The organism is Monashia sp. HAY1-11D (assembly GCF_056868035.1).
Genome location: NZ_CP200320.1, coordinates 1,097,911 through 1,121,844, shown reverse-complemented (window position 1 = coordinate 1,121,844; position 23,934 = coordinate 1,097,911). Strand labels below are relative to the sequence as shown.

The following is a 23,934-nucleotide window of genomic DNA, read 5'->3' as shown; positions in this document are numbered from 1 at the left end:
CGTGGTCGCTCCTCTCGTCGTCGCCGCCCGGGCCCTGTTGTGGCGCCGGGTGCGCCGGCTGCTGCTCGCCGCACTCCCGCTCCTGGTTGTCGCCGGCCTCGCGGTGGCGCTGCTGCTGGCCCTGGTGGGTGGGTCCGGCAGCCAGGAGGCTCCATCCTCGGGAGGGGGCTGCCCGGGAACGGCGGTGGAGGGCACGAACCCGGGCGGACGGCTCGAGGGTCTCACCGCCGAGCAGGCCTCGAACGCGAAGACCATCGTCGCAGTGGGACGCGAGCTTCACGTGCCGTCGTACGGCTGGGTCGTCGCGGTGGCAACGGCCATGCAGGAGTCCAACCTCATGAACCTGCCCTACGGCGATCGGGACAGCGTAGGGCTGTTCCAGCAGCGCACAGCCTGGGGGAGCGCGTCAGACAGGATGGACCCGGCAAAGTCGGCGCGCATGTTCTACACGGGAGGACAACAAGGACAGCCCGGCCTGGTCGACATCCCCGGGTTCGAGCGGATGTCAGTTACCGACGCGGCGCAGGCAGTGCAGCGCAGCGCGTTTCCCAACGCGTACGCGAAGTGGCAGCCGCTGGCGACCCAGGTCGTGGGGAGTCCCACAGTCCTCTCCGCTGCGTGCTACTCGAACGCGGCATACCTGAGTGACGGCAGCGCAGGTGGGAAGGCTGTGGCGGCCGCGTTGGCGCAGGTGGGAGTGCCCTACTCCTGGGGCGGCGGCACCCCGGACGGACCGAGCGTCGGGTTCGGCGCTGGTGCGGGAGTCATGGGCTTCGACTGCTCCTCACTGGTGCAATTCGCCTGGCATCGCGCCGGCGTCGCTCTGCCACGCGTCGCCAGTGCGCAAGCAGCGTCAGTGCAGCGCCTCCCTCTCGATCCCCGCGTATGGCGAGCCGGGGACCTGGTCTTCTTCCACGCCGCCGGCGACCCTCCCGACTACTTCCACCACGTGGCGATGTATGACGGTCAGGGCGGCATCGTGCACGCTCCGCGTCCGGGTCTGGCCGTCGAGGTGGTTCACGACTTCATGACTGTGGACTATTACAAGACGGAGCTCGCCTTCGTGGGCCGAGTCGTTGGACGACACCCCACAGGCCAGGTGGTGGCAAACCATGGATGAATTGACACCAAGAGACGTTGATCGTCGGTTTGGTGCTCTCATCGGGGCCTTCGGGTGGGACAACGAGACCGATGACGACCTGACCAGCGGTGTGCCGGCAACGCTCGTGCGACGCCTTCGGCCTGGAGATGAGATCCCGGTCAACGCCAGGGCGCGATTCCTCATGACGACGTTCGAGGGCCAGGAACTGGCTGCGTACGGCTGGCGCACCGGACTCCGGATCCGGTCAGGTGACGTCAAGTGCTTGCCAAGCCTCAAGGAGCCCGGCGTACAGCTCGTGGACGAGCGCGACCACTACCTCGATGCCGGAGCGGACGCGGTGTGGGTGGACATCTCACGCGTCTGGGTCGAAGAGATGGTGCACGTCCCTCGGTCACATGTTCCAGCTGAGGGGGCATGGCTCCGTTCCGTCCTCGATGACCAGAACGCACCTCGCATCGAGCCCCTCCAACCCGTGGCAGGGCGATCCCACCTCATCGGGTCGCGCGTCGTCCACGCGTTCGGGGATGGCAGGTACGACGTCGACCTGCGCGCCGTGTCGGGACCCCTCATGAGTCGTGACGGCACGCTCGCTGTCGCCGTCGTGGACGAGGCGCAGTGGTACCGATGGCATCAGGGCAGCTACACGGCGGAGGACCGAACTGTGGGCCACCTGCCCGCCCAGGAGCTATGGGTCGAATGAACCAACGAGCCGACTTCGGAAGGCATTGCGGCGCGCTCGTTCGTCACCCGACGCCAATCATCTATATCGTCGTCCTATTCATCAGTGCATGGAAGGATGAGATGGCAGAGGTTGGATTCGAGTTGCGACGGATCCGTGAGGCCGCAGGGATCTCCGGATCGGCTGTGGCGCGCGATCTCGGGTGGTCCCAGTCGAAGATCTCTCGCGTGGAGACCGGCCGCTTCGGGGCGTCCGTCAGCGAGGTTGCCGAGCTGCTGTCCTACTACGGCGTTGCCGAGGAAGTCCGTGCCGAGATCCTGGGCTCGGTCGCGCGCAGTTCTGGACTCGACGGAGCCTGGGTGGTCAGCGCGGGCGGTGCCCCACGACGACAGGCGGCCGTCGAGGCCGTCGAGGCTCGCGTCAAGCGACTCCGCCAGTACCAAACCTCGTGGATACCCGGCCTGCTCCAGACAGCGGACTACGCCACGGCGATGTGTCAGGCGGCAGGCCTGCAGGCTGACTCGGTGGTGCCGGCTCGGATGGATCGCCAGGAGCTGCTCGGCGGGCGCCGCGGCACGGTCTACCAGGCGGTCCTCGATGAGTCGGCCCTGCACCGATCGCCGAGGGCGACGTCGGCTGAGATGGCGCACCAGATGACTCGTCTGCTCGACCTGATCGATGCCGGCTATGCGGAGGTGCGCGTCCTTGCCGGTGGAGGAGTGGTCCCGACCTTCGCCGTCGGTTCGTTCGTGCTCTACGAGTTCAAGGCGGGGCAGCCGGTGGTCCTCTGCGAGAGCCAGACCGCGGATCTCTACCTCTCCGCCGAGCGAGACATCTCGGCCTACCGCAAGCTCTTCAGAGGGCTTCACCACGACGCTCTCGACGCCGATGCATCACAGAAGGCGATCGAGGCCGCGCGGCGCTACTGGGCGTCGTGACGCAACGAAAGGGATACGGATGGAACCCGATTGGAGCACAGCGGCATGGCGAAAGTCCGTGCACAGCGATACCGGTGCCTGCGTCGAGGTGGCCGAGTCCGCGGGGCGGATCGGCGTGAGGGACTCGAAGGCACAGGGCCGCGGTCCCATCCTCGAGTTCACGGAGGCTGAGTGGCGCGCCTTCGTCGCGGGTGCGCGGGATGGCGAGTTTGAAATTGGCGTGCTGAAGACGTCGGGATGAGCACAGCCATGGAGAGCCAGCAGCCGGTCGTTTCCCCAGGGCGGGGACTCAATCGGTTGCTGGCCTCCACCGGCGTCTCCATCGCCGGCCAGGGCATGGTGCTGGCAGCAGTGCCCTTGTTGGCGGCCCGTCTGACGAGTGATCCCTTCGAGGTCTCGTTGACCGTCGCAGCGACGTACGCCGCGTGGCTCATCGTGGGGCTGCCTGCCGGCGCGCTGGTGGATCGATGGCCTCGTCGGGTCACGATGGTGGTCGCTGACCTGGCCCGAGCGGCAATCGTTGGTGCCCTGGCCGTGGCTGTCCTCACCGATGCTGCACAGCTGTGGATCCTCGTCGCTTGTGTTTTCCTCCTTGGAGTCGCAGGCTGCTTCTTCGACCCCGCCGCCCAAGCAGCCCTGCCCCTTGTCGTCGGTCGTGACCAGCAACAGCTCGCCACAGCGAACGGACGAATCTGGTCTCTGGACCTTTTGGGGCGAAGCCTCATCGGTCCACCCCTTGGTGCAGCCCTCTTCGCTCTTGGCGCGTCGATTCCGTTCTTCGGCAATGCTGTCGCGTTCCTCATCTCCGCCGCACTACTCGTTGGCCTCGGGCGAATGGCGCCGCCCGCGCAACCCGCCGCACGCACTCCGGTGTTCCGTTCTGTCCGCGAAGGGCTCGGCTATCTCGTGCACCACGGGGAGCTGCGGCGCCTGACCGCAGGCATGGCGGTCTTCAACTTCGTCTACAACGTCGCCTTCTCCACTCTGGTCCTCTTCGCGCGCGACCGTCTGCACGTACCTGAGGCATGGTTTGGTGCTCTCTTGGCGACGTCCGCGGTCGGGGGACTTGTCGCCGGCTACCTGGTGCCCAAGTCGCGTCGCCAGTTCACGGCGCGGACCCTCTATGCCGGGGGACTCCTGGTCCAGGGGTGCGGTTGGTCGCTCGTCTTCCTCGCGCCCAAAGGGTGGATCGCCGGCATGGGCCTTTCCGTCGTGGGAGCGGCCTCTATGGCCGTGACGGTCTTGGGAGGCACTGCGCGTCAGCGGCTCACGCCCGATGCATTGATGGGCCGGGTCAGCGCAACGACTCGGGTGGCAGGCATCGGTGTTGCGGCGCTCGGAGCCCTTACGGGCGGATTGATCGCAGCCTGGCAGGGCCTGTCAGCGCCCTTGCTCGCGGCGAGTGCCATGGCGGGCGTGGCCGCGCTTCTGATGGTTGCCCCGCGCCGGCAAGCTAGTAAAGGCACTCGGTAGGACGCCATCGAGACCGCTAGCGAGGCCATGTGTGCTGGGGTCTGGGAGCCCGTGGCGAGGGAAGGCGTTTACCGGATCTGCCGATGATGGGACGTTGCGATCACGCCGGCGTAGGACGTTTGGACTAACGCCTGATGCCGGTCGGGCACGAGGACCACGTGGAACACCTCGTTGATCTGCGCCGGCTGGCCTATGGGCGCCCCGAGCATGCGTCTGCCCTGAACTGCGCATAGGTCTGGACCGTGTCGGCGAAGTCGTCCTTCGTCTGGACGTAGGTCTGGCTGAGGACCTGACCAGGCTTCAGCTTCGATAGCCGCGCCAGCGTGAATTCGACGTGGCCTGTGTACCAGCTGTTGTCGCGCGTCCATCCGTAAGCCACGTAGGCGGTGCCGGGCTTCATCGCCTCGTGAGGCCCCCTACGTGACCAGTGGTCGGATGGGTGGGCGGTGTTTAGATCCGACTTCAGGGCCGTGTTTTGCGTGACTGGCGAGGCCGCTTGCCACTCCGCGACGGAGATCGAGGAGTCTTCACCTGTCGGATCTTCCGCGGTCCGATCACGGTAGATCGTCGCCCCGTCTATGTGGTCATTGCAGAGAGCGAAGACAACAACCGGGCGGCCCTGCTCGTCGACACTCATGCCCGTTGATCCGGCACTAGCCACTGTCTCGCACCCTGCGAGGGTCATCGCCCCTGTGCACACCAGAAGTGCGCCACAGGCCTTAGTGGCGGTGTGGGTCCACCGCTGTTCCCAGATCACGCGGCCAAATGTCGCACCCACCGGGCCACTACGCCTCGTGACGTGACCGAACTGCAACGTCCGCTTCTGCCGCGTTCGGGTCGCCCAGCGACTGCAGCACTGATCGCCGACCAGTTCTACGCCGTGCCATCACTGCCCGGGGTCGAGCCATGGTTGATTCCTCGCGATGTCTCGGCGCGGGTTCGGGCGCGGACGTAGTTCAGGACCCAAGCCCCCGTGACATAGGCAGAGCAAGCGAGACCCAGCCATCGCCACCACTCCGCAGCAGACAGTGCTCCCCACAGAAAGCACAGCGTGGAAGATGCGGAGAGGCATGCCACAACTCGTATCGACCTGAGCGACATCGCATCGACGCTCCGTTTGGTCCGCCGCTCGGCCACGATCGCAGCATAAGTCGTCTTGTGAACTGCACGCTCATGCCGCGCTGCGTTGGCTGATCAGTTTGCTCCGGCGAGATCTACCCACAGAAGGGAGACGGTGATCATCACGACGAGAATCCAAACGATGCCGACGTCGGCGGAGGCCGGCTTAGGGCCTTTGCCCATGCGAAACCGCCAATCGCGGACAGCGACTCTCGTCCCGAACACGAGTAACGCCACAGTCAGCAGCGCTGTCAGCACGAGCACGCAGGCCAGCCTAAGTGATCCTCGGCGGCATCCGATCATGCCGCGGAGTGAAGCTCGCGACCGCCGATGGGCGCGGCTACAGCCGCGGAGGCACGCCACTCGGCCACTGAACGAATGAGCCGTCGCCTGCAGTCCACGCCTCATCGGCCGCCTTCACGCAAGCCCAGAAGTCAGCCGGGCACTTACTCGCATCAACCATCTTGTCGAGTTCCAAGAGGGAGACCCGACGGCGGGAGCCATCACTCAGCCCAACCTCGTACGCACGGCGCCCATGCGTGAGACGACGAAGACCACGCCAGTCCCCGACACGTCGAAGCGTCAACACTCGTGGGCTGCCGACCATGAGGTCACGCTCCCACGAAACGCACACTCATGCCGCGCTGGGGAAGGCGGTCGCCAGGGCGGCGGCGCGAAACAGGGGTTGCGATAGCGAGTGACCTACCGACCCGTGGCCTCATCACCTGCGCCCAAGTAGCCGTCGAAGCGCAACCGCAAGACCAACACCGCCAACCAAGCGGCGGCATAGACGTACAGCACGGCCCCCTCGTCAGGCGCAGCCAGCAAGGCCAGAAGAGCCGCCGCAGCGACCAGCACACTGTCGAAGATCGCACCTCCCCTGCGGTCCTTCCCCTTGCTCCAGGACAGGGGTCGCGCGTGACCTCGACTTGCCACCGTCCAGTAGACGGTCAGAGCAACGAGGCCACTGGACCACCCGACCGCGGAGCCAGCGAAGTACCGCACCAGCTCGGGCCAGGGATGCCGTTGCACGAGCAGGCTGGGCGCTACGAAGACAACGAGGGCCGCCAGCCCCGCGACGAAGCCCAGCACATCGAACCGCGTCAACGGCCCACGGTTGGGGGCCGGTGGTGGCAGAGTCCATGTGACGTCAGTCGTCAGCTTCGGGATCTCGGAGCCTTGGGGCACACGTTCACGATACGTATGCCCGGGGCATCCAAACCGAGATTTCGCCGCCCCACAGTAGGTGAGCCTTCCGTACGGACATGCCGCGTTGAGGGCGGAGACCCTCGCCCGGTCACGCCGCGGCCAGCGAACTGAACCACGGAGAAGCGGCGGCTCCATTACGCTCCGGCGCATGGACTGGACGACGATGATCGTCGGGGTGCTCGCAGGCACCGGTGGCGGGACCATCGCCTCTTTCGTCACCCCTGGCGCTCAACGCCGAGCCGAAGAAGTAGCACAGCGGAATCGCGCAAGGCGAGAGTTGATTCACGCAGGACGAGCCCTGATCTCGGAGGCGAATCGAGACCGGTGGCAGCCTCCTCAAGTTGGCAACGACCCGAGGTTCCTCCAACTCCGTCGACACCTCGACGCCGCACTCGTCAGGCGCTTTGCCGGTCAGCCTAGGACGCACTACGTGCTCCCCGACCATGACGGCCCGGTCTATAACGACCTGGCCGACGCCGTGGACCGACTGGAAGAGAAATGGCGGCTGATCTGACCGATCGACAGGCGGCGACACGCTCCCCGACCATGATTAGCGCCCGGGGCGCCGCATGTGCGTCGATGCTGTCTGCCGCGTTACCCGCTGGCCATTCGTCGCCTGCCCATCAATCGGTCTGGAGGCGACCAGTGGAGCATGTTCAGCTGCGTATCGTTGAGCCTGGTCGTCACGGCCCCCGAGCATAGGGCGCACCCATTCTCGAGCCGTCCCTCAGTTCCGCGGCGGCCTGCCTCGATCGGGCCCGGAGCTGGCGACGACACGCTGAGGGAGGAATCTACATTCCCGATGTTCATGCATATGTGCATAGCATGGGCCTATGCAGTGATGCATAAGGCATCGCTGCCAGTCCGAGGAGATCGAGATGGCAGTCGCACGCAAGCTCAAGCTCGGCCACGATGAGGTGTTCCCTCACGGCGCGTACATCGTTTCGGAGGTCACGCCGGTAGTGGACTTCGACCGTTCCACCCGGGAGAACAAGGTCCAGCAGATCGACGCTGACACAGGCCTGCCGATGTGGTCGATCGACGTCATCGACGCTGACCCGGAGGCGCGCAAGAAGGACCGGACCGTGTCGGTCAAGATGCTCGCCAAGGTCCAGCCCGTTCCGCCGGCCGGCGACGGCACCTCCCCGTTCACTGCCGTCGTCTTCGAGAACCTGACGGCGACCCTGTGGGTCGACTCGTCGAAGTGCCGGCCCGCCGAGGAAGGACGCTCGCACCGCTGCGGAAGCAGGCCGCCTGGTCGCTGCGAGCGGATGGCATGTCAGCTCCGGGCAAGTCCGCAGCGGGCAAGCCGGCTGACGCCCACTCCTCGCAGACGTCGACGCCGCCGAACAAGGCCGCGTAGGGCGGTGACGTTGAGATGTACACGGCTGACTCCACCGCTTGGGCCGAGGCCTTCGGGGTGCACCAAGGCTTCATCGACCGCGCCCTGCAGCAGCGTCTGCGCCGCCTTCAGGACATGGAAGAGGAGCTTCGTGCCCTCTACACGGCGTTCAGGGACGCACCCGACGACGAGCTGCTCCTGTCGATCCGGTCCGCCACGCGGTCGATGACCCAAGCGGTCGAATGTCTGCAGATCGCCATCCGGCAGATGGGGCGGGGTTCGGCATGACGCCGAAGATGAGCGTCCGAAGCCCGAGCGCAAAGGAGGGGCTGCTCGGCAGCGACGACATTCTGGCCGTCGCGCTGGAAGCGATCCTGTGGACTGGCTGGAGCCTCGTTCGTGCGGTGGTGGCCATGCTGATGGCACTAGTGCGCTTTCCGCTCCTCGCCGCCGCAGGCCTCGTTGCCGTCGCAGGGTGGCTCTTCCTGGGGTGGGGCAGCCTGCTCGTTGGCTTCGTCGCGATCAGTGTAGGCCTCGCCGTCTGGCGTCTCTGGCGCCCGACCACCTACCGACGGTATGCCGCAACGCGCCTCCAGACGGTGATTCGTTCCGCCTACTACCGAGTCCGTTGGCCTCGCATCGTCGGGAGCATCGATCTCGTCGTCTATGACAGGGAGTCCAGGCACCACGGAGGTCCTGGGGTGCGCAGATCCAGCCAATCCTGCGTGCGAATCCTCAAGGTCGTAGCGACCGGCCACGGCACCGACCGTCTCCTGCTGCGCCTGCCCCACGGTTTGGTCCCGGGCGACGTCGCGGCCCGCGCGGAGGCCATCGCCCACGCCACCGGGTGTCTCCGAGGCCGGGTCCGGGCGGATCGCCCCGGGCGGTGCTGGCTCGAACTGGTCCGGCGAGACTCGCTCCGCGACGCTGTCGATCCGATGCCCCCGGGCGTCGTCGATCTTGCCGCGGTCCCGATCGGGCTTTGCGAGGACGGCTCACCGTGGCAGCTCAAGGTGGCCGGTACCCACCTCCTGGTCGCAGGTGCAACGGGTGCCGGCAAGAGCTCAGTGCTGTGGTCTCTCCTCCGGGGCGTCTCTCACAGCCTCGCCGCTGGAGACCTCCAGATCTGGGCCGTCGATCCCAAGGGTGGGATGGAGCTTCGACCCGGCCGCGCACTTTTCAGCCGCTACGAGGATGCCTCGCCCGAGGACATGTGCGGCCTGCTCGAGGACCTGGTGGAGGTCAAGGACGCCCGGTCCAAGGAGCTGGCGGCCTCCGGTGCGCGAGTCCACCAGCGCGAGCCGTCCTCGCCGCACATCATCGCCATCTTGGACGAGCTCGCCACGCTGACCGCCTTCGCGGACCGCTCCGTCACCCGACGCATCGACACGGCCCTCGGACTGCTCCTGACGCAGGGCCGGGCCTGCGGGATCACGGTCGTCGCCGCCGTACAGGACCCCGGCAAGGACATCGTCGGATGGCGAGACCTGTTCCCGACCCGAGTTGCCATGCGGCTGGACAACCCAGTCCAGGTCGCGATGGTCCTCGGCGACTCCGCGCGCGACGACGGTGCTCGGGCCGACGAGATCAGCGAGCACACGCCCGGCGTCGCCTTCATGCGCACCGACGGCAGCCGGGAAATCGTGCGTGCCCGTGCGGCCTACCTCGACGACCAGGCCATCGCCCGACTGGTCGACGACGTCACCTCTCAACGGGCGAGCCGGACCGATCCCGACAACACTGATGAGCCCGTTCTGACGACGGCAGACCTGCCGGTGACGATGCGGCCCACTCCTGAAGGAGACCCCTCATGACCACCAACGACCTCCACCAGACGCCAGCGTCAGCCGGTGCCGAAGGGCACCAGCTCGCCGATACCGCGATGCAGGCCATCCGTGGCATCAACCATCTGACCCTCGCCTCGCCCGCGATCCCGGCGCCGGAGATGTACGAGGTCCTTGGCGATCTCAAGTGCCTCGGCTACGGCCTCGACCAGGCCCTTCGACAGCTCGCTAGGTCGCTGGCGTCATCTCTGTCGGTCTACGCGGTCTTCGAGGAGGACGGCGGCAACCCCGAGGAGAGCGTCGCGTACGCCATGGACAGCATGCGCGTCGCGGCCGGGCACGCCAGCCGTCTCGGCGAGGTCCTCGACTTCGCCCAAACGGACATCAGCCGCCAGGGCTACTACCCGCCCACCAACCACTTGGAGGCGTCATGAGCGAGCAGACCCCGACCCAGCGCCGCGCACCCATCGCCTACGTGCGAGTCCAGGCGACCCCCGGCAACTGGCTGCGCGAATACGGCCAGCCGATCAAGCGCCTCAACACCCGGCGTGGTCCAAGCCTTCAGTCGCTCCTCGAGCCGACGTGGATGCGCGAGGCGATCTGTTCCAGCGTCGACCCCGAGCTGTGGTTCGAGGAGTCCGCCACGTCGACGCGGCAGGCCATCTTGCTGTGCCACGACTGCCCCGTCCGAGCGATGTGCCTTGCCTCCGCCCTCGTGTTCCGCGAGGAGTACGGCATCAGCGGCGGCCTTCAGCCCAGCGAGCGTCGGCCTCTCGAAGAACGGCTAATGCGGGGTCACGCCCTGGGAGACGTGATCCTGGCAGGCCTGCGCCGTGCCGAGACCGAAGAGCATGGAGCAGCCTGATGGTGCCCAACCGGGAGCGCGTTTCACGCGTTCTCTCGACGTCTGGGGGCGGGGATGACTGTTACACGTCGCGCCCCGGGGCCGTCTGACTCGCTTCTTGGCTCGGCCGGCCTGGAATCCGCTGAACGGCGCGCCTCTGGCTGTGCCCATCCCGTGCGACTGCAGGGCTCCAAGCAGCTGGTGAACACCGGCACGGGCGAGGTCCAGACCCTGTACAGCTCCGCGGGTGAGCTCGACGGCCACACGTACGTGAGGTGCAACAACCGCCGGGCGAGCGTCTGCCCGACTTGCAGCCGTGAGTACAAGGGCGACGCCTGGCACCTGCTCATGTGCGGCCTCGCCGGCGGCAAGGGAGTCCCCGAGTCGGTTGCGGATCGGCCCTGCACCTTCGTGACGCTCACCGCACCGTCGTTCGGCGCCGTCCATGGAGTGAGGGAGAAGGGGCCTTGTCGCGCCCGCCGTGACCGCCCTGTCTGTGCGCACGGCCGGCCGATGTGGTGCAGCAAGCGGCATTCGGACAAGGACCGACAGGTCGGCCAACCGCTGTGCTGGGAGTGCTACGACTACCTGGCCCATGTGCTCTGGCAGTGGCACGCCCCCGAGCTCTGGCGCCGCTTCACCATCGCCCTGCAACGGGATCTGGCGAAACGCGCCGGCCTGAAGATCACGCACTTCCGAAAGGCCTGCCGGATCTCGTACTCGAAGGTCGTCGAGTTCCAGGCGCGCGGCCTGGTCCACGTCCACGCACCGATCCGGCTCGATGGCCCTGCCGGTCCCGACGGGCCAGCGTGCTCCCTGCCGCTGACTGTTGCCGACCTCGAGAAGTCAGTTGCGGCATCCGCCACCGCGGTCCACCTCGACACGACACCACTGGCTGATGGCACCTCCTACCGGCTCCGCTGGGGCACGCAGGCAGACGCACGAACGATCAGCGAGGGTGCAGGCCGCGACTCCGCACGCCGCAGCAGCCGGGTCCACCCCGAGCAGGTGGCCGCCTACCTGGCCAAGTACCTGACGAAGACGACAGAGGAGTTCGGGCTGTCCGGCACGGTCGGGTCGTCTGTGCACGCTCGTCTGCTCGGGGCGTCGCCCCACGTGGTGCGGATCATCCACGCTGCCGAGGCGCTGAGCCGTGAGGGCGAGGAGTACGCCCGGATCGCCGACCGCTACTCCACCTTGGGCTATCGCGGCCACCCGATCACGAAGTCGCGGCGCTACTCCGTGACGTTCGGACAGATCCGGCGTGCGCGACGACTCTTCCGCGCCCGGCCGGCTGCACTCGATCCAGAGGCAGACATCCGCGAGGTCCTCGACGAAGCGGCTCCCGAGGGCTTCGAGATCGTGTCGAGCTTCGTCTACGTCGGCCGCGGCTACCTGCAGCTCGACCAAGCCGCTGAAGCCGTGCGATCCGCTGCCATGGCGCGAGCCAACTGACGGTTCGCCGCCTTCACGACAAGGAATCCAACTGGGAGAGGTGAGTGGAGTGGAGAAGCTGCTGTTGAGTCCGGAGGAAGCGGCGGAGATCCTCGGCGTCACGAGGTCGACGATCTACGACCTGATGCGCATGCGCATCCTCGCGTCGATCAAGATCGGCCGGCGCCGGCTCGTGCCCGTCCAGGCGTGCGAGGAGATGGTCAAGCGCATGGTCGAGGAGTCGGCATGAGCCGGCGCGCCAACGGGGAAGGTTCGGTCTACGAGACGAAGCAGGGCCGATGGGTCGGCGCGACGTACGCGGACACCAACACCGGCGGCAGAAAGCGTGTCGTGGTCTACGGCCGCACGCGCACAGAGGCTCGCAAGAAGCTGAGCGACCTCCAGAAGGAGCTCGACGCCGGCGTCCGCGTCTCCGTCGAGAACTGGACCGTCCAGGGGTACCTCGAACACTGGCTCGAGACGGTGGTCAGACCGAACCGAGCGCCGAAGACCTACCAGGGCTACGAGCTCGTCGTCCGGTTGCACCTGGGCCCACTCATCGGCAGCAAGAAGCTGCGCGCCCTGACCGTTCGCGACGTCCGGCTCATGTGCCAGCACCTCGCGGAAAAGGGCATGCAGCGCCGCGGCGTCCAGTTCGCGCACGCGGTCCTGCGCGCCGGCCTGCAGAACGCGATGCGCGACGAGCTGCTGACCCGTAACGTCGCCAAGCTCGTCCAGATCCCGGCACCGGAGTACGTCGTTGGCCACGGGCTCGGACCTAACGAGGCGAAGCAGCTGCTGGAAGCGGCGAAGTCCGAGCGCCTGCATGCCCTGTACGTCCTCGCGCTCTATCTGGGACTTCGACGTGGCGAGCTTCTCGGCCTGCAGTGGCAGCACGTCGACCTCGAGGCCGAGTCGCTCCAGGTCGTGCAGAGCCTTCAACGTGTCGGCGGCCAGCTGCAGCTCAAGGTGCCCAAGACCCGGAAGTCCCGGCGCACGGTTCCGCTGCCACGCCCAGTGGTCGACGCTCTGAAGGCGCACAAGATCGCGCAGGGCAAGGAGCGTCTCGCCGCCGGTTCGGACTGGCACGACACGGACATGGTGTTCGCCTCGACGGTCGGCACCCCGATGGAGCCGGACAACCTGCGCCGCAGCTGGTACCGGGTGCGCACCGTCCTGGCCGAGCCGCTGCCTCGTTTTCACGACCTGAGGCACACCTGCGTGACGCTCCTGCTGACCGAGGGAGTCGCGCCGCACATCGTCCAGGAGATCGTGGGCCACAGTGCGATCGACGTGACGATGACGATCTACGCGCACACGTCGCTGGACGAGAAACGAAAGGCCCTCCAGCTGCTCGGCGAGAGGCTCGCGTGATGCGCGTTGCTATCACCGCTGCTATCAACGGGCCAGACGAAGCATGGACTGCGGCCTCGCACGGAACGTCACAGATGCTCTCGAGAACGACGAAGCCGCAGGTCAGAGAGTCCTGATCCTGCGGCTTCGGGGTGGTGGCCAGGGGCGGGGTCGAACCGCCGACCTTCCGATTTTCAGTCGGACGCTCGTACCAACTGAGCTACCTGGCCGGATCTGCGCAAACAGATACCCGGATCGCTCCGGGCGACGCCAACTATAGCGCACGCCGAGGCGCGATCCGACCGGGCCGTGGCGCTACGCCCGCAGTGGGGGCGTCCTGCCCCCGGTGCTGCAGGGTCAGGAACGGGTAAAGTCAGAGCGTGCTCGTCGGGGCGTGCACGAGCGTCGGTTGCCGGACTGGGCAACGGTCGGCACCCCTGGGTCGTGAGAGACTTCCGCGACTCGAAACTCACGCGTGCAGGAGACACCAATGACGGACGACAGTTCGCCGCTGAACGGCGACTGGGACTTCGACCCGGCCCACACGCGCATCGGGTTCTCCGCGCGGCATGCCATGGTGACCACCGTCCGGGGGTCCTTCAACGACGTCAAGGGGCACTTCTACGCCGACCTCGACGACATGTCGAAGTCCTCGGCCGAGATCATCCTCAAGGCCGCCAGCGTCGACACCCGCAACCAGCAGCGCGACGACCACCTGCGCAGCGCCGACTTCTTCGATGTCGAGAAGTGGCCCGAGATCCGGTTCGAGAGCACCCAGATCGAGGAGGTCGAGGACCGGGCCTACATGGTCTCGGGCAACCTCACCATCCGCGACATCACCAAGCCGGTGACCATCCCCCTCGAGCTGCTCGGCGTCGAGACCGACGCGTTCGGCGCGCTGCGCGCCGGCTTCGAGGGTTCGCGTCGCATCAACCGCCGCGACTTCGGGCTCGAGTGGAACATGCCTCTCGACTCCGGGGGCGTCCTCGTCTCCGAGAAGATCTCGCTCGAGTTCGAGATCTCCGCTATCAAGCGGGACAGCGACCAGCAGACCAACGACGCCGAGAACGCCGACCAGTCCGGCGACGATCAGGGCTGACCGGCAGCCCTAAGCGGCAGGGCCCTTCGTACGCACGTCGGCCACGTGCGACATCGCCTCCCGCAGCTCGCCGAGCCAGTCGCTCTCGTGCTGGCCGACGAGCTTCACGCACCAGGCCAGGGCCTCGGCGCGCGACCGGGCTACCCCGGCGTCGACGAGGGTGTCGAGGACGAGCCGCTCCGGCTGGCGCAGCCGGGTCATGGTGGGAGCCGCGACGTGGGTCCACAGCTCGCTGCGGTCACCGACCCGCAGCCCCCACGACACCTTTCGGTCGAAGCGGTGCTCCGCCTCGCGGGCGATCTCGATGCGGCGGCCGCGGGTGTCCTCGCGGAACGCCTTCGCACGCCCGGCGCGGGCCTCGGCCCGTTCGGCGTCGCTCGAGCCGTCGGGCAGGTCGACGTCCTCGATGGTGAGCCCGACCGTGATCTCCTCGCGGTCGACGGTGATCTGCGGCGTCTCGCGACGCCACTCCTCGGGCAGGCGGCCGGCGAACCAGCCACGGACCCGTTCCTGGGACTCATTCGTAATCATGTAATCATGATTACTCGGGCCCGGGGTGATGGCAATGGCCTACGCCCACGGCAGATCCGGCCGCGGGGGAAGACGCGCGCGCCCGTCCGTCACCGCGCCGCCTAGAGTGAGTGACCGTGCAGTTCCTCAACGGCCTCCAGCCCCAGCTCGACCTGACCTACGACGACGTCTTCATGGTCCCGAGCCGTTCGTCGGTGACCAGCCGCCTCGACGTCGACCTGGCCTCGGTGGACGGGACGGGCACGACGATCCCGCTCGTCGTCGCGAACATGACCGCCATCGCGGGGCGCCGGATGGCCGAGACGGTGGCCCGTCGCGGCGGCATCGCGGTCGTCCCGCAGGACATCCCCACCGAGGTCGTGCGCGACGTCGTCGGCTGGGTCAAGGGCCGCCACCTCGTCCACGACACGGCGATCACCCTCGAGCGCCACATGACGGCGGGCGAGGCCCTCGTGCTGCTCGCCAAGCGCGCCCACGGGGCGGCCGTCGTCGTCGACGGCCCGAAGCCGGTCGGCATCGTCACGGAGAAGGACCTCACCGGCGTCGACCGTTTCACCCAGGTGCAGGACGTCATGCGCGAGGACATGGTGGTGCTGCCCGAGTCGGTCGGTCCGCAGGACGCGTTCGAGCGACTCTCCGAGGCGCGTCGCAAGGTCGCGCCCGTGGTGTCCGACTCCGGGGAGCTCGTGGGCATCCTCACCCGCGGCGGGGCCCTGCGCGCCGGCCTCTACAGCCCCGCGGTCGACGCGTCGGGCCGGCTGCGGGTCGCCGCCGCGGTGGGCATCAACGGCGACGTCGCCGCGAAGGCGTCCGAGGTCCTGGACGCCGGGGCCGACGTCCTCGTCATCGACACCGCACACGGCCACCAGGACAAGATGATGGAGGCTTTGCGCGCCGTACGGGCACTCGGTCCGCAGGTCCCCGTCGTCGCCGGCAACGTCGTGTCTGCCGCCGGCACCCGCGAGCTCATCGAGGCAGGAGCCGACATCGTCAAGGTCGGCGTCGGCCCCGGTGCCATGTGCACGACGCGGATGATGACGGCCGTCGGTCGGCCGCAGTTCTCCGCGGTGCTCGAATGTGCCACGGCGGCAAGGGAGCTCGGCCGACATGTCTGGGCCGACGGTGGAGTTCGCCACCCGCGCGACGTCGCGCTCGCTCTGGCCGCCGGCGCCTCCAACGTCATGATCGGCTCCTGGTTCGCCGGCACCCTCGAGTCGCCCGGGGACCTGTACACCGACAACGACGGCCGCATGTACAAGGAGTCGTTCGGCATGGCCAGCTCTCGCGCGGTCCGCAACCGCACGGCGGGCGACACCGCCTACGACCGCGCACGGAAGTCCCTCTTCGAGGAGGGCATCAGCAGCGCACGGATGTACGTCGACCCCGCCCGGCCGTCGGTCGAGGACGTCATCGACCAGATCATCGCGGGCCTGCGCAGCAGCTGCACTTACGCGGGAGCGCGCACGCTCGAGGAGTTCCACGAGCGTGCCGTGGTCGGCCTCCAGAGCACCGCCGGGTTCGCCGAAGGACGCCCGCTCCACACGTCCTGGTGAGGTACGGCGCGTCCCGTCCGGTGCCGGCTCGCTCGAACGGCATCTCCCGGACGGGCGAGCCCGGCAGACTGGTCGGGTGGACGCCGCCCTCGCCGGCCTGCTCGGCACCGCGATCGGCGCGATGGCGGGCATCGTGGGTTCCCTCATCGCCTCGGGGCACCAGGTGCGCATCGAGCGCGAGCGGGTGGCCGCCGCCCGCCGGGACGAGCTGACGCGCGCGGCGCGCCAGTCGCTCCTCGACCTCGTGCAGCTGGTCGCGACGGGAACCCAGGCGATCGCGTGGGTGACCTGGGCGGTCGGCTCCCAGCCCCGGGAGCAGTCGCTTGCCGAGGCCCGCCGGTACGAGGAGACGATGCGTGCCCTCCTGCCGCGGCTCGTCGCGGCACAGGTCGCCGTTGCCAGCCTCAGCGACGTGGCCACCTACCAGCGGCTCGACCCCATCGTGCGCGGCCTGGTCCACCTGGACGTGCGGGTGGGGACGGCCCTGGTCGGCCACGAGCAGGGCAGCGCCGGCGCGGTCGCCGAGCTGGGCGCACTCCGCGACGAGACGACGGAGTTCGAGCGCCGGACCGTCGAGACGGTCCGCAGCATGCTCAGCGGCACGAACGGACCGTGACCACCCAGGCAGGGTGCGACCGGGTCAATGACGCTTGCGGCCGACCTCGACGACGCGCCAACCGCGTTCGCGGGCGATCTCGCGCAGCTCGCGGTCGGGGTTGACGGCCACGGCCTGTCCGACGCGCTCCATCATCGGCAGGTCGCTGACCGAGTCGCTGTAGGCGGTGCACCGGGCGAGGTCGTAGCCGCGCTCGGCCGCGAGCTTCTCGATCTCGATGACCTTGCCTGCGCCGTAGCAGAACTCACCGGCCAGGTGCCCGGTGTAGCGGCCCTCGTCGTCGAGCTCGCTGCGGGTGGCGACCGCGCCCTCGAGGCCCAGGGCCGTCGCGATGCGGCTCACGAGCTCGATGGGCGAGGCCGACACGACGATGCGGTCCTGGCCGAGGGCCTTGCAGTCCGATAGCAGCGTCAGGGACGCCGGGATGGCCCTGCGGACGATGCCGGGCACGATGGCGTCGGTGAGGTGGATGATGTCGGACTGCCGGATGCCGGCCACCGCGCGCAGGATGCGCTCGCGCAGCGCCTCGGACCCCGCGTCGGTGGATCCCTTGCGGTGGAAGGAGATCGCGTTGACGGTGTCCTTGACGAGGTCGCGCCACGGCACGTGACCGCCCCGGAAGGCGGCGATCGCGAGGGGGTAGTTGGCCGACCCGCGGATCAGCGTCCGGTCGAGGTCGAAGAACGCCGCGACAGGCCCCCCGCCCGAGAGGGGCAGGGGGCCGAGGGTCGACGCGTCAGCCGACATGGGCGGCGAGGGGCAGGGCCGCCCGACGGCGCGGCACCGACGCGTTGACGGCGTCCTTGGGCAGCCGGCGCGGCGTGCGCGCCGCGCGCGGCGGCAGCGCCAGCCGGAAGACCTTCGCCCAGGCCTGCCCGACCTGACGCGGCAGCGGGCCGGTCGTGTAGGGCAGCCCGTAGCGCTCGCAGATCTCGCGCAGCTCCACCGCGACCTCGGCGTAGCGGTTGCTCGGCAGGTCGGGGAAGCAGTGGTGCTCGATCTGGTGGGACAGGTTGCCGGTCATGATGTGCATCAGCTTCGAGCCGGAGATGTTGGCCGATCCGAGCATCTGGCGGATGTACCAGTCGCCGCGCGTCTCGCCCTCGATCTCCTCCTCGGTGAAGGTGTCGACGCCGTCGGGGAAGTGGCCGCAGAAGATGACCGAGTGGGCCCACACGTTGCGGATGGCGTTGGCCGTGAAGGTGCCGATGAGGGCCTGCTTGCCGGAGCCGAACGGCACGGCGGCCAGCGGCGTGGCGGCGTAGTCCTTGGTGAACTGACGCACCACCTTGCGTCCCATCGCCTTGAGGTCCGCCTTGAGCTCGTCCTTGGACTTCTCGCCCTGCTGGTAGGCCTCGAGCTCGAGGTCGTAGATGGCGATGCCCCACTCGAAGAAGGGCGCCAGGACCATGTTGATGGCGGGATTGAAGATGTTGGAGGGGTGCCACGGCTGGTCCTCGTCCATGCGCAGCACCGAGTAGCCCACGTCCTTGTCCTTGCCCAGCACGTTGGTCCACGTGTGGTGCAGGTCGTTGTGGGTGTGCTTCCAGGCGGCGGCGGGCGTGACGAAGTCCCACTCCCACGTCGTCGAGTGGATGTCGGGGTCGCGCATCCAGTCCCACTGGCCGTGCAGGACGTTGTGCCCGATCTCCATGTTCTCGAGGATCTTGGCGACCGAGAGCATCGCGGTACCTGCGACGAGCGCCGTCTTCTTCTTCGAGAAGAGCAGCGTGGCGCGGCCGGCGAGCTCGAGCGTGCGCTGGATGCGGATCACCCGGCGGATGTAGGCGGCGTCCTTGGCACCCCGGGTCGCGATGACGCGGTTGCGCAGGGCGTCGAGCTCCTGGCCGAGACGCTCGACGTCGGCGTCGGACAGGTGCGCGGCGGCGCTCGGGCGCTTCGCCGGGCCACCGGCGGCGGCCAGGACCGGCTTCCGGGGCCGGACCTCACGGCCGTCCGCGGACGGTCCGGTGGGGGTCGTGGGGGCGGGTCGGTTCACGGTGGTGGTCATCGGTGGTTCCCTTCTCAGATGTCCAGATGGACGGGCCCGGCAGCGGCGTTGACGCAGGTCTGGATCAGCTCGCCCTCGTCGCCGTGGACCTCTCCGGTACGCAGGTCGCGGACCTTGCCGGCCACGAGCGGTGTCAGGCAGCTGCGGCAGATGCCCATGCGGCAGCCGCTCGGCATGACGACGCCGCACTCCTCGCCGGCGTCGAGGAGCGGCACGTCGCCGCCGGCCTCGACCTCCTTGTCGGACTTCTCGAACACGACGACCCCGCCCTCGCCGCCGGTTCCCGGCAGCAGGACCGGGGCGAAGCGCTCGATCGTGAGGCTCGCGCCCGTGGCGTCGGTGCCGTCGACGCCCTCGCGGGCCCACAGCTCCTCGGCGTCGTCGAGCAGCTCTGCCGGACCGCACGCGAACGCCTTGCGGGTGCGCCAGTCGGGACACAGCGCGTCGAGGTCGGCCGTCGTCGACAGGTCGAGGCGGCGCCCGGCCTGCTCGCTCAGGCCACCCTCCTCACGGGTGAACCAGTGCCGAACCCGCAGGCCGGGGAACTGGTCGGCGAGCTCGAGCAGCTCGTCGTGGAAGAGGGCGTCGTGCCGCGTGCGCGCACAGTGCAGGAGCACGACGTCGGCGTCGGGGCGACGGGGGACGAGCGTGCGGATCATCGACATGACGGGCGTGATGCCGCTGCCGGCGGTGAGCATGAGCAGCGGGCGCGGGTGGCCCGGCAGGACGAAGTCGCCCTGCGGGACGTCGAGGAAGAGGACGTCGCCGGGACGGGTGTCGCGGGCCAGGGCGGAGGAGACGGTGCCGATCGCCGTGACGGTGATGGCGGGGTCGTGCCCGGCGGCCGCCGACAGGGAGTAGCTGCGCCACTGGCGCACCCCGTCGATCTCGACGCCGATGCGGGCCCACTGGCCGGCCTCGTGCGCGTTCCAGCCCCGACCGGGGCGGAAGTGGATGGTCGTGGAGTCAGGGGTCTCGCGCTCGACGCGCGTGACGATGCCGCGCAGCTGGCGGGCGGACGAGAGCGGGTTGACGAGGGCGAGGAAGTCCTCGGGGTCCAGGGGCGTCGTGAGGACGGACGCCAGACGCCGTAGTGCTCGCAACTGGCTCATACCTCCATGGTGGGCCTCGAGGGGGGTCCAGGTCTTGGGTCGCGGCGTACTCTTTGAAGAAGGAATCTATTGCCTCACGACAAAAAGCAGGAGGCCGAAGTGGCGCACGCCACGTCCGACCCGCCGTGGTTGTCTCTACCCGCCGAAATCAGCAGGGTGCTGCGTCCGGTCGTCCCCGACATCGTGGAGGCCATCATCGAGGGCATACCCCAGGACGTCCCCGTCTACGCGATGCCCATGGAGGGCCGGTTCGGCCATGGCGTGCGGCAGGGGGTCCAGGTCGCGCTGCACCGCTTCCTCGACCTGCCGGGAACCCGCCTGCCGGCGCTGTCGGAGGACGGCAAGTGGGTGTACGAGAACCTCGGACGCGGCGAGGTGCGGTCGGGTCGCAGCCTCGAGGCCCTGCTTGCAGCGTACCGCTACGGGGCCAGGGTGACGTTCCGGGCCATCTCGCGCACGGTCGACGTGTCGCAGATGCCGCCCGACGTGCTGCTCTCGCTCGGCGAGTCGCTCTTCGCGTACATCGACGAGCTGTCGGCCGCCAGCGCCCAGGGGTACGCCCAGGAGCAGTCCGAGCGGGCCGGTGAGCAGCAGCGCCTGCGCGGTGAGCTGCTGGAGATGATCCTGCGGGGCGACTCCAGCGACGGGGTCGCGCGCCTCGCCGCGGCCGTCGGGTGGACGCTGCCCGAACGCATCGTCGTCGGGCTCGTGCCCTCGCCCCACGTCGAGGGGCTGCGCGCCGCGATCGGCCGCGACGGGCTCGTCGCCGAGCGCGGCGCCGACGTCGTCGTCGTCTACCCCGTCGGCAACCGCCGCGTCCGCCGCCGCGACCTCGACCGTGCCCTCAGCGGCCGCCGGGCCGTCGTCGGTCCGGCGCGCCCGTGGCAGGCGGCGGGGGAGTCGCTGCACCTGGCGGCCTCGGCCGGCGCGCACGGCCTCGGCCCGGCCCTCGACCAGCCGCACTCCGGCCCCGACCCGCTCTGGGTCGAGGACCGGCTCGCCGAGCTCGTCGTGCGCTCCGAGCCGCTCGCCATCGGCGACCTCGCAGTGGTGCGCCTGGCGCCCCTCGACGGTCTCCGGCCCGCCGTGCGCGCGCGCCTCGCGGAGACCCTGCTGTCGTGGCTGCGGCACCAGGGCCAGCGGGCCCCGATGGCCGAGGAGCTGTTCGTGCACCCGCAGACGGTCGGTTACCGGGTCGCCCAGCTCAAGCAGCGGTTCGGAGACGCGCTCGAGGACCCGGAGGTGCGCTTCGAGCTCGAGCTCGTCCTCCGTGCCGGCCACCGCTGACGACGCGGCCGGCGCCGTCAGAGGACCCGCACGGGCGCGCCGTCGAGCCACGCGGCGACGGCCTCGACAACCCCGCCGAAGAAGGTCGCGTACGTGTCCTCGGTGACGTAGCCGACGTGAGGTGTCAGCAGCGTCCGGGGAGCCGTCCGCAGCGGGTGGTCGGCCGGCAGCGGCTCGACGTCGAAGACGTCGAGGCCGACGCCCCCGAGGTGCCCCGAGGCGAGCGCGTCGAGGAGGGCGGCTTCCTGCACGATCGGGCCGCGCGAGGTGTTGACGAGCAGTGCGGACCCGCCCATCAGCGCGAGCTCGCGGGCGCCGAGGAGGCCGCGGGTGCCGCCCTCACCCTCGACGAGCGGCAGATGCACCGACACGACGTCGGAGCGCCGCAGGAGGTCGTCGAGGGCCGTGGCGGTGGCGCCGGACGCCTCGGCTCGCTCCGGTGTCAGGTGCGGGCTCCAGGCGAGCACCTCCATGCCGAACGCGCGGGCGACCGCCGCGACCTGGCGGCCGATGCGGCCCAGGCCGAGGATGCCGAACGTGTGGCCGGCAAGGTCGAGCCCGATCGTCGTCTGCCAGCCACCGGAGCGCACCGCCTCGGCCTCGGTGAGGAGGTGCCGCGCGAGGCCGAGCACGAGCGCCCAGGTCAGCTCGGCCGGCGCGCTCGCGCGGCTCTCCGTGCCGCACACCGTGATGCCGGAGGCCGCGGCGGCCGCGACGTCGATGCCGGCGTTTCGGCGCCCGGTCGTCACGACCAGGCGCAGCCGCGGCAGCCGGGTGAGGACCTGGGCGGGCAGCGGCGTGCGTTCGCGCATGACGACGACGGCCTCGTAGGGCTCGAGTCGCTCGGTCAGGGCTCGGGGCTCCGCGAGGTGGTCGCGGAAGACGTCCACCAGGCAGGGACGCGTCGGGTGGTCGGTGACCCGGGTCCAGTCGGCGCTGGACAGCGCCACCCCCTGGTAGTCGTCGAGGACCGCGATACGCACCCGGCCACCCTACGGGCGCGCGCCCGGCCGCGGCCGGTCGACCGAGGGCCGGGAACGGCGAGAGGCGCCACTCGTGTGAGTGGCGCCTCTGCTCAGGGCGACCCCGACCGGGCTCGAACCGGCGACCTCCGCCGTGACAGGGCGGCGCGCTAACCAACTGCGCTACGGGGCCTTGCGTGATGAAGTTGTGGTCGTGCGTATCCCCAACGGGATTCGAACCCGTGCTGCCGCCGTGAAAGGGCGGAGTCCTAGGCCGCTAGACGATGGGGACTGACCCGAACCATCCGCTTGGGACGTCGAGAACTATAGGGGAGTTCTGCGCACCCTCCAAATCGTCTCCCGGGCGCCGGCCGGCGGCTCGTGCCGCCGGCTCGCGTCACTTCTTGGCCCACGCCAGGACGTCCTCGACCGGCCACGTCGTGACGATGCGCTCGGCCGGGATCCCGAGCCGTTCGGCGCGCTCGCAGCCCAGCGACTTCATGTCCAGCTGGCCCGGCGCGTGGGCGTCGGAGTCGATGGTGAAGAGGCACCCGAGGTCGCGCGCGAGCTCGATCAGCTCGTCCGGGGGGTCGCACCGCTCGGGCCGCGAGTTGATCTCGACCGCGACGTCGTTCTCGAGGCAGGCGCGGAAGACCTTCTCGGCGTCGAACGTCGACGGCGGCCGCGTGCCCCGGCCACCCGTGACGAGCCGTCCGGTGCAGTGGGCCAGGACGTTGGTGTGCCGGTTGCGCACCGCCGTCACCATCCGCGGAGTCATCTCGAAGGAGGGTTGGCGCAGCTTCGAGTGGATCGAGGCGGTGACGACGTCGAGCTGGTCGAGCATGTCGTCGTCCTGGTCGAGGGAGCCGTCGAGGTGGATGTTGACCTCGATGCCCTTGAGGAGCCTGAAACCGTCGCCGAGGCTGCGGTTGATGGCCTCGACCCGGTCGAGCTGGGCCGCGAGCCGCTCGCGAGAGAGGCCGTTGGCGACGGTGAGCCGCGGCGAGTGGTCGGTCAGCGCCAGCCACTCCTGGCCGAGCTCGACCGCCGCGAGCACCATCTCCTCGATGGGGCTGCCGCCGTCGCTCCAGTTCGAGTGGGCGTGCAGGTCGCCCCGCAGCGCGGCATAGAGGTCGTCGCCGTCACGGGTCAGCGTCGCGCCGTGCTTCTCCTCAGCCGAGGCGAGGTAGGCAGGGACCACACCACGCACCGCCTGGCCGATGATCGCCGCGCTCGAGTCGCCGATTCCCTTGATCTGCTTGAGCGTTCCGGCCTCGACGCGTTCACGCAGCTCGTCCTCGGAGATGAGGGTGATGGCCTCGATGGCGCGCCGGAACGCGTCGACACGGTAGCTGCTCTCGCGACCGCGCTCGAGCAGGAAGCAGATGCGACGCAGCGCGTCGAGCGGGCTCATCGGTGCCGTCGGCGGGCTCGGCTGGTGCATTCGGCCAGCCTAGCCGCGCGTGTGGGACGCGCCCGGGTCCGC

At 69.1% G+C, this 23,934-nt stretch carries 26 protein-coding genes and 3 tRNA genes; 17 read left to right on the top strand and 12 right to left on the bottom strand.

What is annotated here, in order from left to right:
• Position 1: 1 nt before the first annotated feature.
• Genes AC1VM9_RS05250 through AC1VM9_RS05230 form a run of 5 tightly spaced genes read left to right on the top strand, consistent with a single transcriptional unit; the run spans position 2 to position 4,192 of the window.
• On the top strand, positions 2 to 1,120 hold the full coding sequence (locus AC1VM9_RS05250; RefSeq protein ID WP_483121575.1) for a C40 family peptidase: 1,119 nt from the start codon (positions 2 to 4) through the stop codon (positions 1,118 to 1,120).
• Positions 1,113 to 1,802: a hypothetical protein gene (locus tag AC1VM9_RS05245; protein WP_483121574.1), complete on the top strand. Its 690-nt coding sequence runs from the start codon at positions 1,113 to 1,115 to the stop codon at positions 1,800 to 1,802. Before AC1VM9_RS05250 ends, AC1VM9_RS05245 begins: the two co-directional genes overlap by 8 nt.
• Positions 1,799 to 2,719, top strand: a complete 921-nt coding sequence (locus AC1VM9_RS05240) for a helix-turn-helix domain-containing protein (RefSeq protein ID WP_483121572.1) — start codon at positions 1,799 to 1,801, stop codon at positions 2,717 to 2,719. The genes AC1VM9_RS05245 and AC1VM9_RS05240 overlap by 4 nt, the downstream gene beginning before the upstream one ends.
• Complete coding sequence (locus tag AC1VM9_RS05235; RefSeq protein WP_483121570.1) at positions 2,670 to 2,960, top strand: DUF397 domain-containing protein; 291 nt, start codon at positions 2,670 to 2,672, stop codon at positions 2,958 to 2,960. Before AC1VM9_RS05240 ends, AC1VM9_RS05235 begins: the two co-directional genes overlap by 50 nt.
• Positions 2,957 to 4,192: an MFS transporter gene (locus tag AC1VM9_RS05230; RefSeq protein ID WP_483121568.1), complete on the top strand. Its 1,236-nt coding sequence runs from the start codon at positions 2,957 to 2,959 to the stop codon at positions 4,190 to 4,192. The genes AC1VM9_RS05235 and AC1VM9_RS05230 overlap by 4 nt, the downstream gene beginning before the upstream one ends.
• Before the next feature lie 190 nt (positions 4,193 to 4,382).
• Here AC1VM9_RS05230 and AC1VM9_RS05225 read toward each other — a convergent pair whose 3' ends face one another.
• The 3 genes from AC1VM9_RS05225 to AC1VM9_RS05215 form a co-directional block, all read right to left on the bottom strand.
• Positions 4,383 to 4,829 carry a hypothetical protein gene (locus AC1VM9_RS05225; RefSeq protein WP_483121566.1) on the bottom strand — a complete coding sequence of 149 codons (447 nt, stop codon included), beginning with the start codon at positions 4,827 to 4,829 and terminating at the stop codon, positions 4,383 to 4,385.
• A 557-nt stretch (positions 4,830 to 5,386) separates the two neighbouring features.
• On the bottom strand, positions 5,387 to 5,575 hold the full coding sequence (locus AC1VM9_RS05220; RefSeq protein WP_483121564.1) for a hypothetical protein: 189 nt from the start codon (positions 5,573 to 5,575) through the stop codon (positions 5,387 to 5,389).
• Between the two features lie 438 nt (positions 5,576 to 6,013).
• Positions 6,014 to 6,418, bottom strand: coding sequence for a hypothetical protein (locus AC1VM9_RS05215; RefSeq protein ID WP_483121563.1), 405 nt, complete (start codon positions 6,416 to 6,418; stop codon positions 6,014 to 6,016).
• 250 nt (positions 6,419 to 6,668) lie between these two features.
• On the opposite strand from AC1VM9_RS05215, the gene AC1VM9_RS05210 reads away from it, so the two are divergent.
• The 8 genes from AC1VM9_RS05210 to AC1VM9_RS05175 all read left to right on the top strand — a co-directional run bounded on the left by AC1VM9_RS05210 (position 6,669) and on the right by AC1VM9_RS05175 (position 13,298).
• Positions 6,669 to 7,034, top strand: a complete 366-nt coding sequence (locus AC1VM9_RS05210) for a hypothetical protein (RefSeq protein WP_483121561.1) — start codon at positions 6,669 to 6,671, stop codon at positions 7,032 to 7,034.
• An 864-nt stretch (positions 7,035 to 7,898) separates the two neighbouring features.
• Complete coding sequence (locus tag AC1VM9_RS05205; RefSeq protein ID WP_483121559.1) at positions 7,899 to 8,150, top strand: hypothetical protein; 252 nt, start codon at positions 7,899 to 7,901, stop codon at positions 8,148 to 8,150.
• Positions 8,147 to 9,676, top strand: a complete 1,530-nt coding sequence (locus AC1VM9_RS05200) for an FtsK/SpoIIIE domain-containing protein (protein WP_483121558.1) — start codon at positions 8,147 to 8,149, stop codon at positions 9,674 to 9,676. The genes AC1VM9_RS05205 and AC1VM9_RS05200 overlap by 4 nt, the downstream gene beginning before the upstream one ends.
• Positions 9,673 to 10,080, top strand: coding sequence for a hypothetical protein (locus tag AC1VM9_RS05195; RefSeq protein WP_483121556.1), 408 nt, complete (start codon positions 9,673 to 9,675; stop codon positions 10,078 to 10,080). The genes AC1VM9_RS05200 and AC1VM9_RS05195 overlap by 4 nt, the downstream gene beginning before the upstream one ends.
• Positions 10,077 to 10,511, top strand: coding sequence for a WhiB family transcriptional regulator (locus AC1VM9_RS05190; RefSeq protein WP_483121554.1), 435 nt, complete (start codon positions 10,077 to 10,079; stop codon positions 10,509 to 10,511). The genes AC1VM9_RS05195 and AC1VM9_RS05190 overlap by 4 nt, the downstream gene beginning before the upstream one ends.
• Positions 10,512 to 10,565: 54 nt before the next feature.
• Positions 10,566 to 11,945 carry a replication initiator gene (locus AC1VM9_RS05185; RefSeq protein WP_483121552.1) on the top strand — a complete coding sequence of 460 codons (1,380 nt, stop codon included), beginning with the start codon at positions 10,566 to 10,568 and terminating at the stop codon, positions 11,943 to 11,945.
• A 49-nt stretch (positions 11,946 to 11,994) separates the two neighbouring features.
• Positions 11,995 to 12,174, top strand: coding sequence for a helix-turn-helix domain-containing protein (locus AC1VM9_RS05180; protein WP_030199459.1), 180 nt, complete (start codon positions 11,995 to 11,997; stop codon positions 12,172 to 12,174).
• Positions 12,171 to 13,298 carry a site-specific integrase gene (locus tag AC1VM9_RS05175; protein ID WP_483121551.1) on the top strand — a complete coding sequence of 376 codons (1,128 nt, stop codon included), beginning with the start codon at positions 12,171 to 12,173 and terminating at the stop codon, positions 13,296 to 13,298. Before AC1VM9_RS05180 ends, AC1VM9_RS05175 begins: the two co-directional genes overlap by 4 nt.
• Before the next feature lie 132 nt (positions 13,299 to 13,430).
• Here AC1VM9_RS05175 and AC1VM9_RS05170 read toward each other — a convergent pair.
• Positions 13,431 to 13,507 (bottom strand) — tRNA-Phe (locus AC1VM9_RS05170).
• A 260-nt stretch (positions 13,508 to 13,767) separates the two neighbouring features.
• Here AC1VM9_RS05170 and AC1VM9_RS05165 point away from each other — a divergent pair.
• Positions 13,768 to 14,376 (top strand): YceI family protein, encoded by a 609-nt coding sequence (locus tag AC1VM9_RS05165; protein WP_483121550.1) that lies wholly within the window; start codon positions 13,768 to 13,770, stop codon positions 14,374 to 14,376.
• Between the two features lie 9 nt (positions 14,377 to 14,385).
• On the opposite strand, the gene AC1VM9_RS05160 is transcribed toward AC1VM9_RS05165, so the two are convergent.
• Positions 14,386 to 14,907: a hypothetical protein gene (locus tag AC1VM9_RS05160; protein ID WP_483121548.1), complete on the bottom strand. Its 522-nt coding sequence runs from the start codon at positions 14,905 to 14,907 to the stop codon at positions 14,386 to 14,388.
• A 116-nt stretch (positions 14,908 to 15,023) separates the two neighbouring features.
• Between AC1VM9_RS05160 and AC1VM9_RS05155 the strand changes: the two genes are divergently transcribed.
• Entirely contained in the window at positions 15,024 to 16,460 is a 1,437-nt protein-coding gene (locus tag AC1VM9_RS05155) for a GuaB1 family IMP dehydrogenase-related protein (RefSeq protein ID WP_483121546.1), read from the top strand.
• A gap of 76 nt (positions 16,461 to 16,536) precedes the next feature.
• Positions 16,537 to 17,076 (top strand): hypothetical protein, encoded by a 540-nt coding sequence (locus AC1VM9_RS05150; protein WP_483121544.1) that lies wholly within the window; start codon positions 16,537 to 16,539, stop codon positions 17,074 to 17,076.
• Positions 17,077 to 17,100: 24 nt separating this feature from the next.
• On the opposite strand, the gene AC1VM9_RS05145 is transcribed toward AC1VM9_RS05150, so the two are convergent.
• Genes AC1VM9_RS05145 through AC1VM9_RS05135 form a run of 3 tightly spaced genes read right to left on the bottom strand, consistent with a single transcriptional unit; the run spans position 17,101 to position 20,199 of the window.
• On the bottom strand, positions 17,101 to 17,823 hold the full coding sequence (locus AC1VM9_RS05145; protein WP_481347487.1) for an HAD family hydrolase: 723 nt from the start codon (positions 17,821 to 17,823) through the stop codon (positions 17,101 to 17,103).
• Complete coding sequence (locus tag AC1VM9_RS05140) at positions 17,813 to 19,087, bottom strand: fatty acid desaturase family protein (RefSeq protein ID WP_481347486.1); 1,275 nt, start codon at positions 19,085 to 19,087, stop codon at positions 17,813 to 17,815. The genes AC1VM9_RS05145 and AC1VM9_RS05140 overlap by 11 nt, the downstream gene beginning before the upstream one ends.
• A 14-nt stretch (positions 19,088 to 19,101) precedes the next feature.
• Positions 19,102 to 20,199, bottom strand: a complete 1,098-nt coding sequence (locus AC1VM9_RS05135; protein ID WP_483121541.1) for a ferredoxin reductase — start codon at positions 20,197 to 20,199, stop codon at positions 19,102 to 19,104.
• Between the two features lie 99 nt (positions 20,200 to 20,298).
• Between AC1VM9_RS05135 and AC1VM9_RS05130 the strand changes: the two genes are divergently transcribed.
• The gene (locus AC1VM9_RS05130) at positions 20,299 to 21,486 is read left to right on the top strand and encodes a PucR family transcriptional regulator (RefSeq protein WP_481342587.1); all 1,188 of its coding nucleotides are present in this window, start codon (positions 20,299 to 20,301) and stop codon (positions 21,484 to 21,486) included.
• Positions 21,487 to 21,503: 17 nt separating this feature from the next.
• Here the strand turns inward: AC1VM9_RS05130 and AC1VM9_RS05125 are convergent, their stop codons facing one another.
• The 4 genes from AC1VM9_RS05125 to AC1VM9_RS05110 all read right to left on the bottom strand — a co-directional run bounded on the left by AC1VM9_RS05125 (position 21,504) and on the right by AC1VM9_RS05110 (position 23,892).
• Positions 21,504 to 22,469: a D-2-hydroxyacid dehydrogenase family protein gene (locus AC1VM9_RS05125; protein WP_483121539.1), complete on the bottom strand. Its 966-nt coding sequence runs from the start codon at positions 22,467 to 22,469 to the stop codon at positions 21,504 to 21,506.
• Positions 22,470 to 22,567: 98 nt separating this feature from the next.
• Positions 22,568 to 22,641: transfer RNA gene (locus AC1VM9_RS05120), tRNA-Asp, on the bottom strand.
• 26 nt (positions 22,642 to 22,667) lie between these two features.
• Positions 22,668 to 22,740 (bottom strand) — tRNA-Glu (locus tag AC1VM9_RS05115).
• 105 nt (positions 22,741 to 22,845) lie between these two features.
• Positions 22,846 to 23,892 carry a PHP domain-containing protein gene (locus tag AC1VM9_RS05110; RefSeq protein WP_483121538.1) on the bottom strand — a complete coding sequence of 349 codons (1,047 nt, stop codon included), beginning with the start codon at positions 23,890 to 23,892 and terminating at the stop codon, positions 22,846 to 22,848.
• Positions 23,893 to 23,934 lie beyond the last annotated feature (42 nt).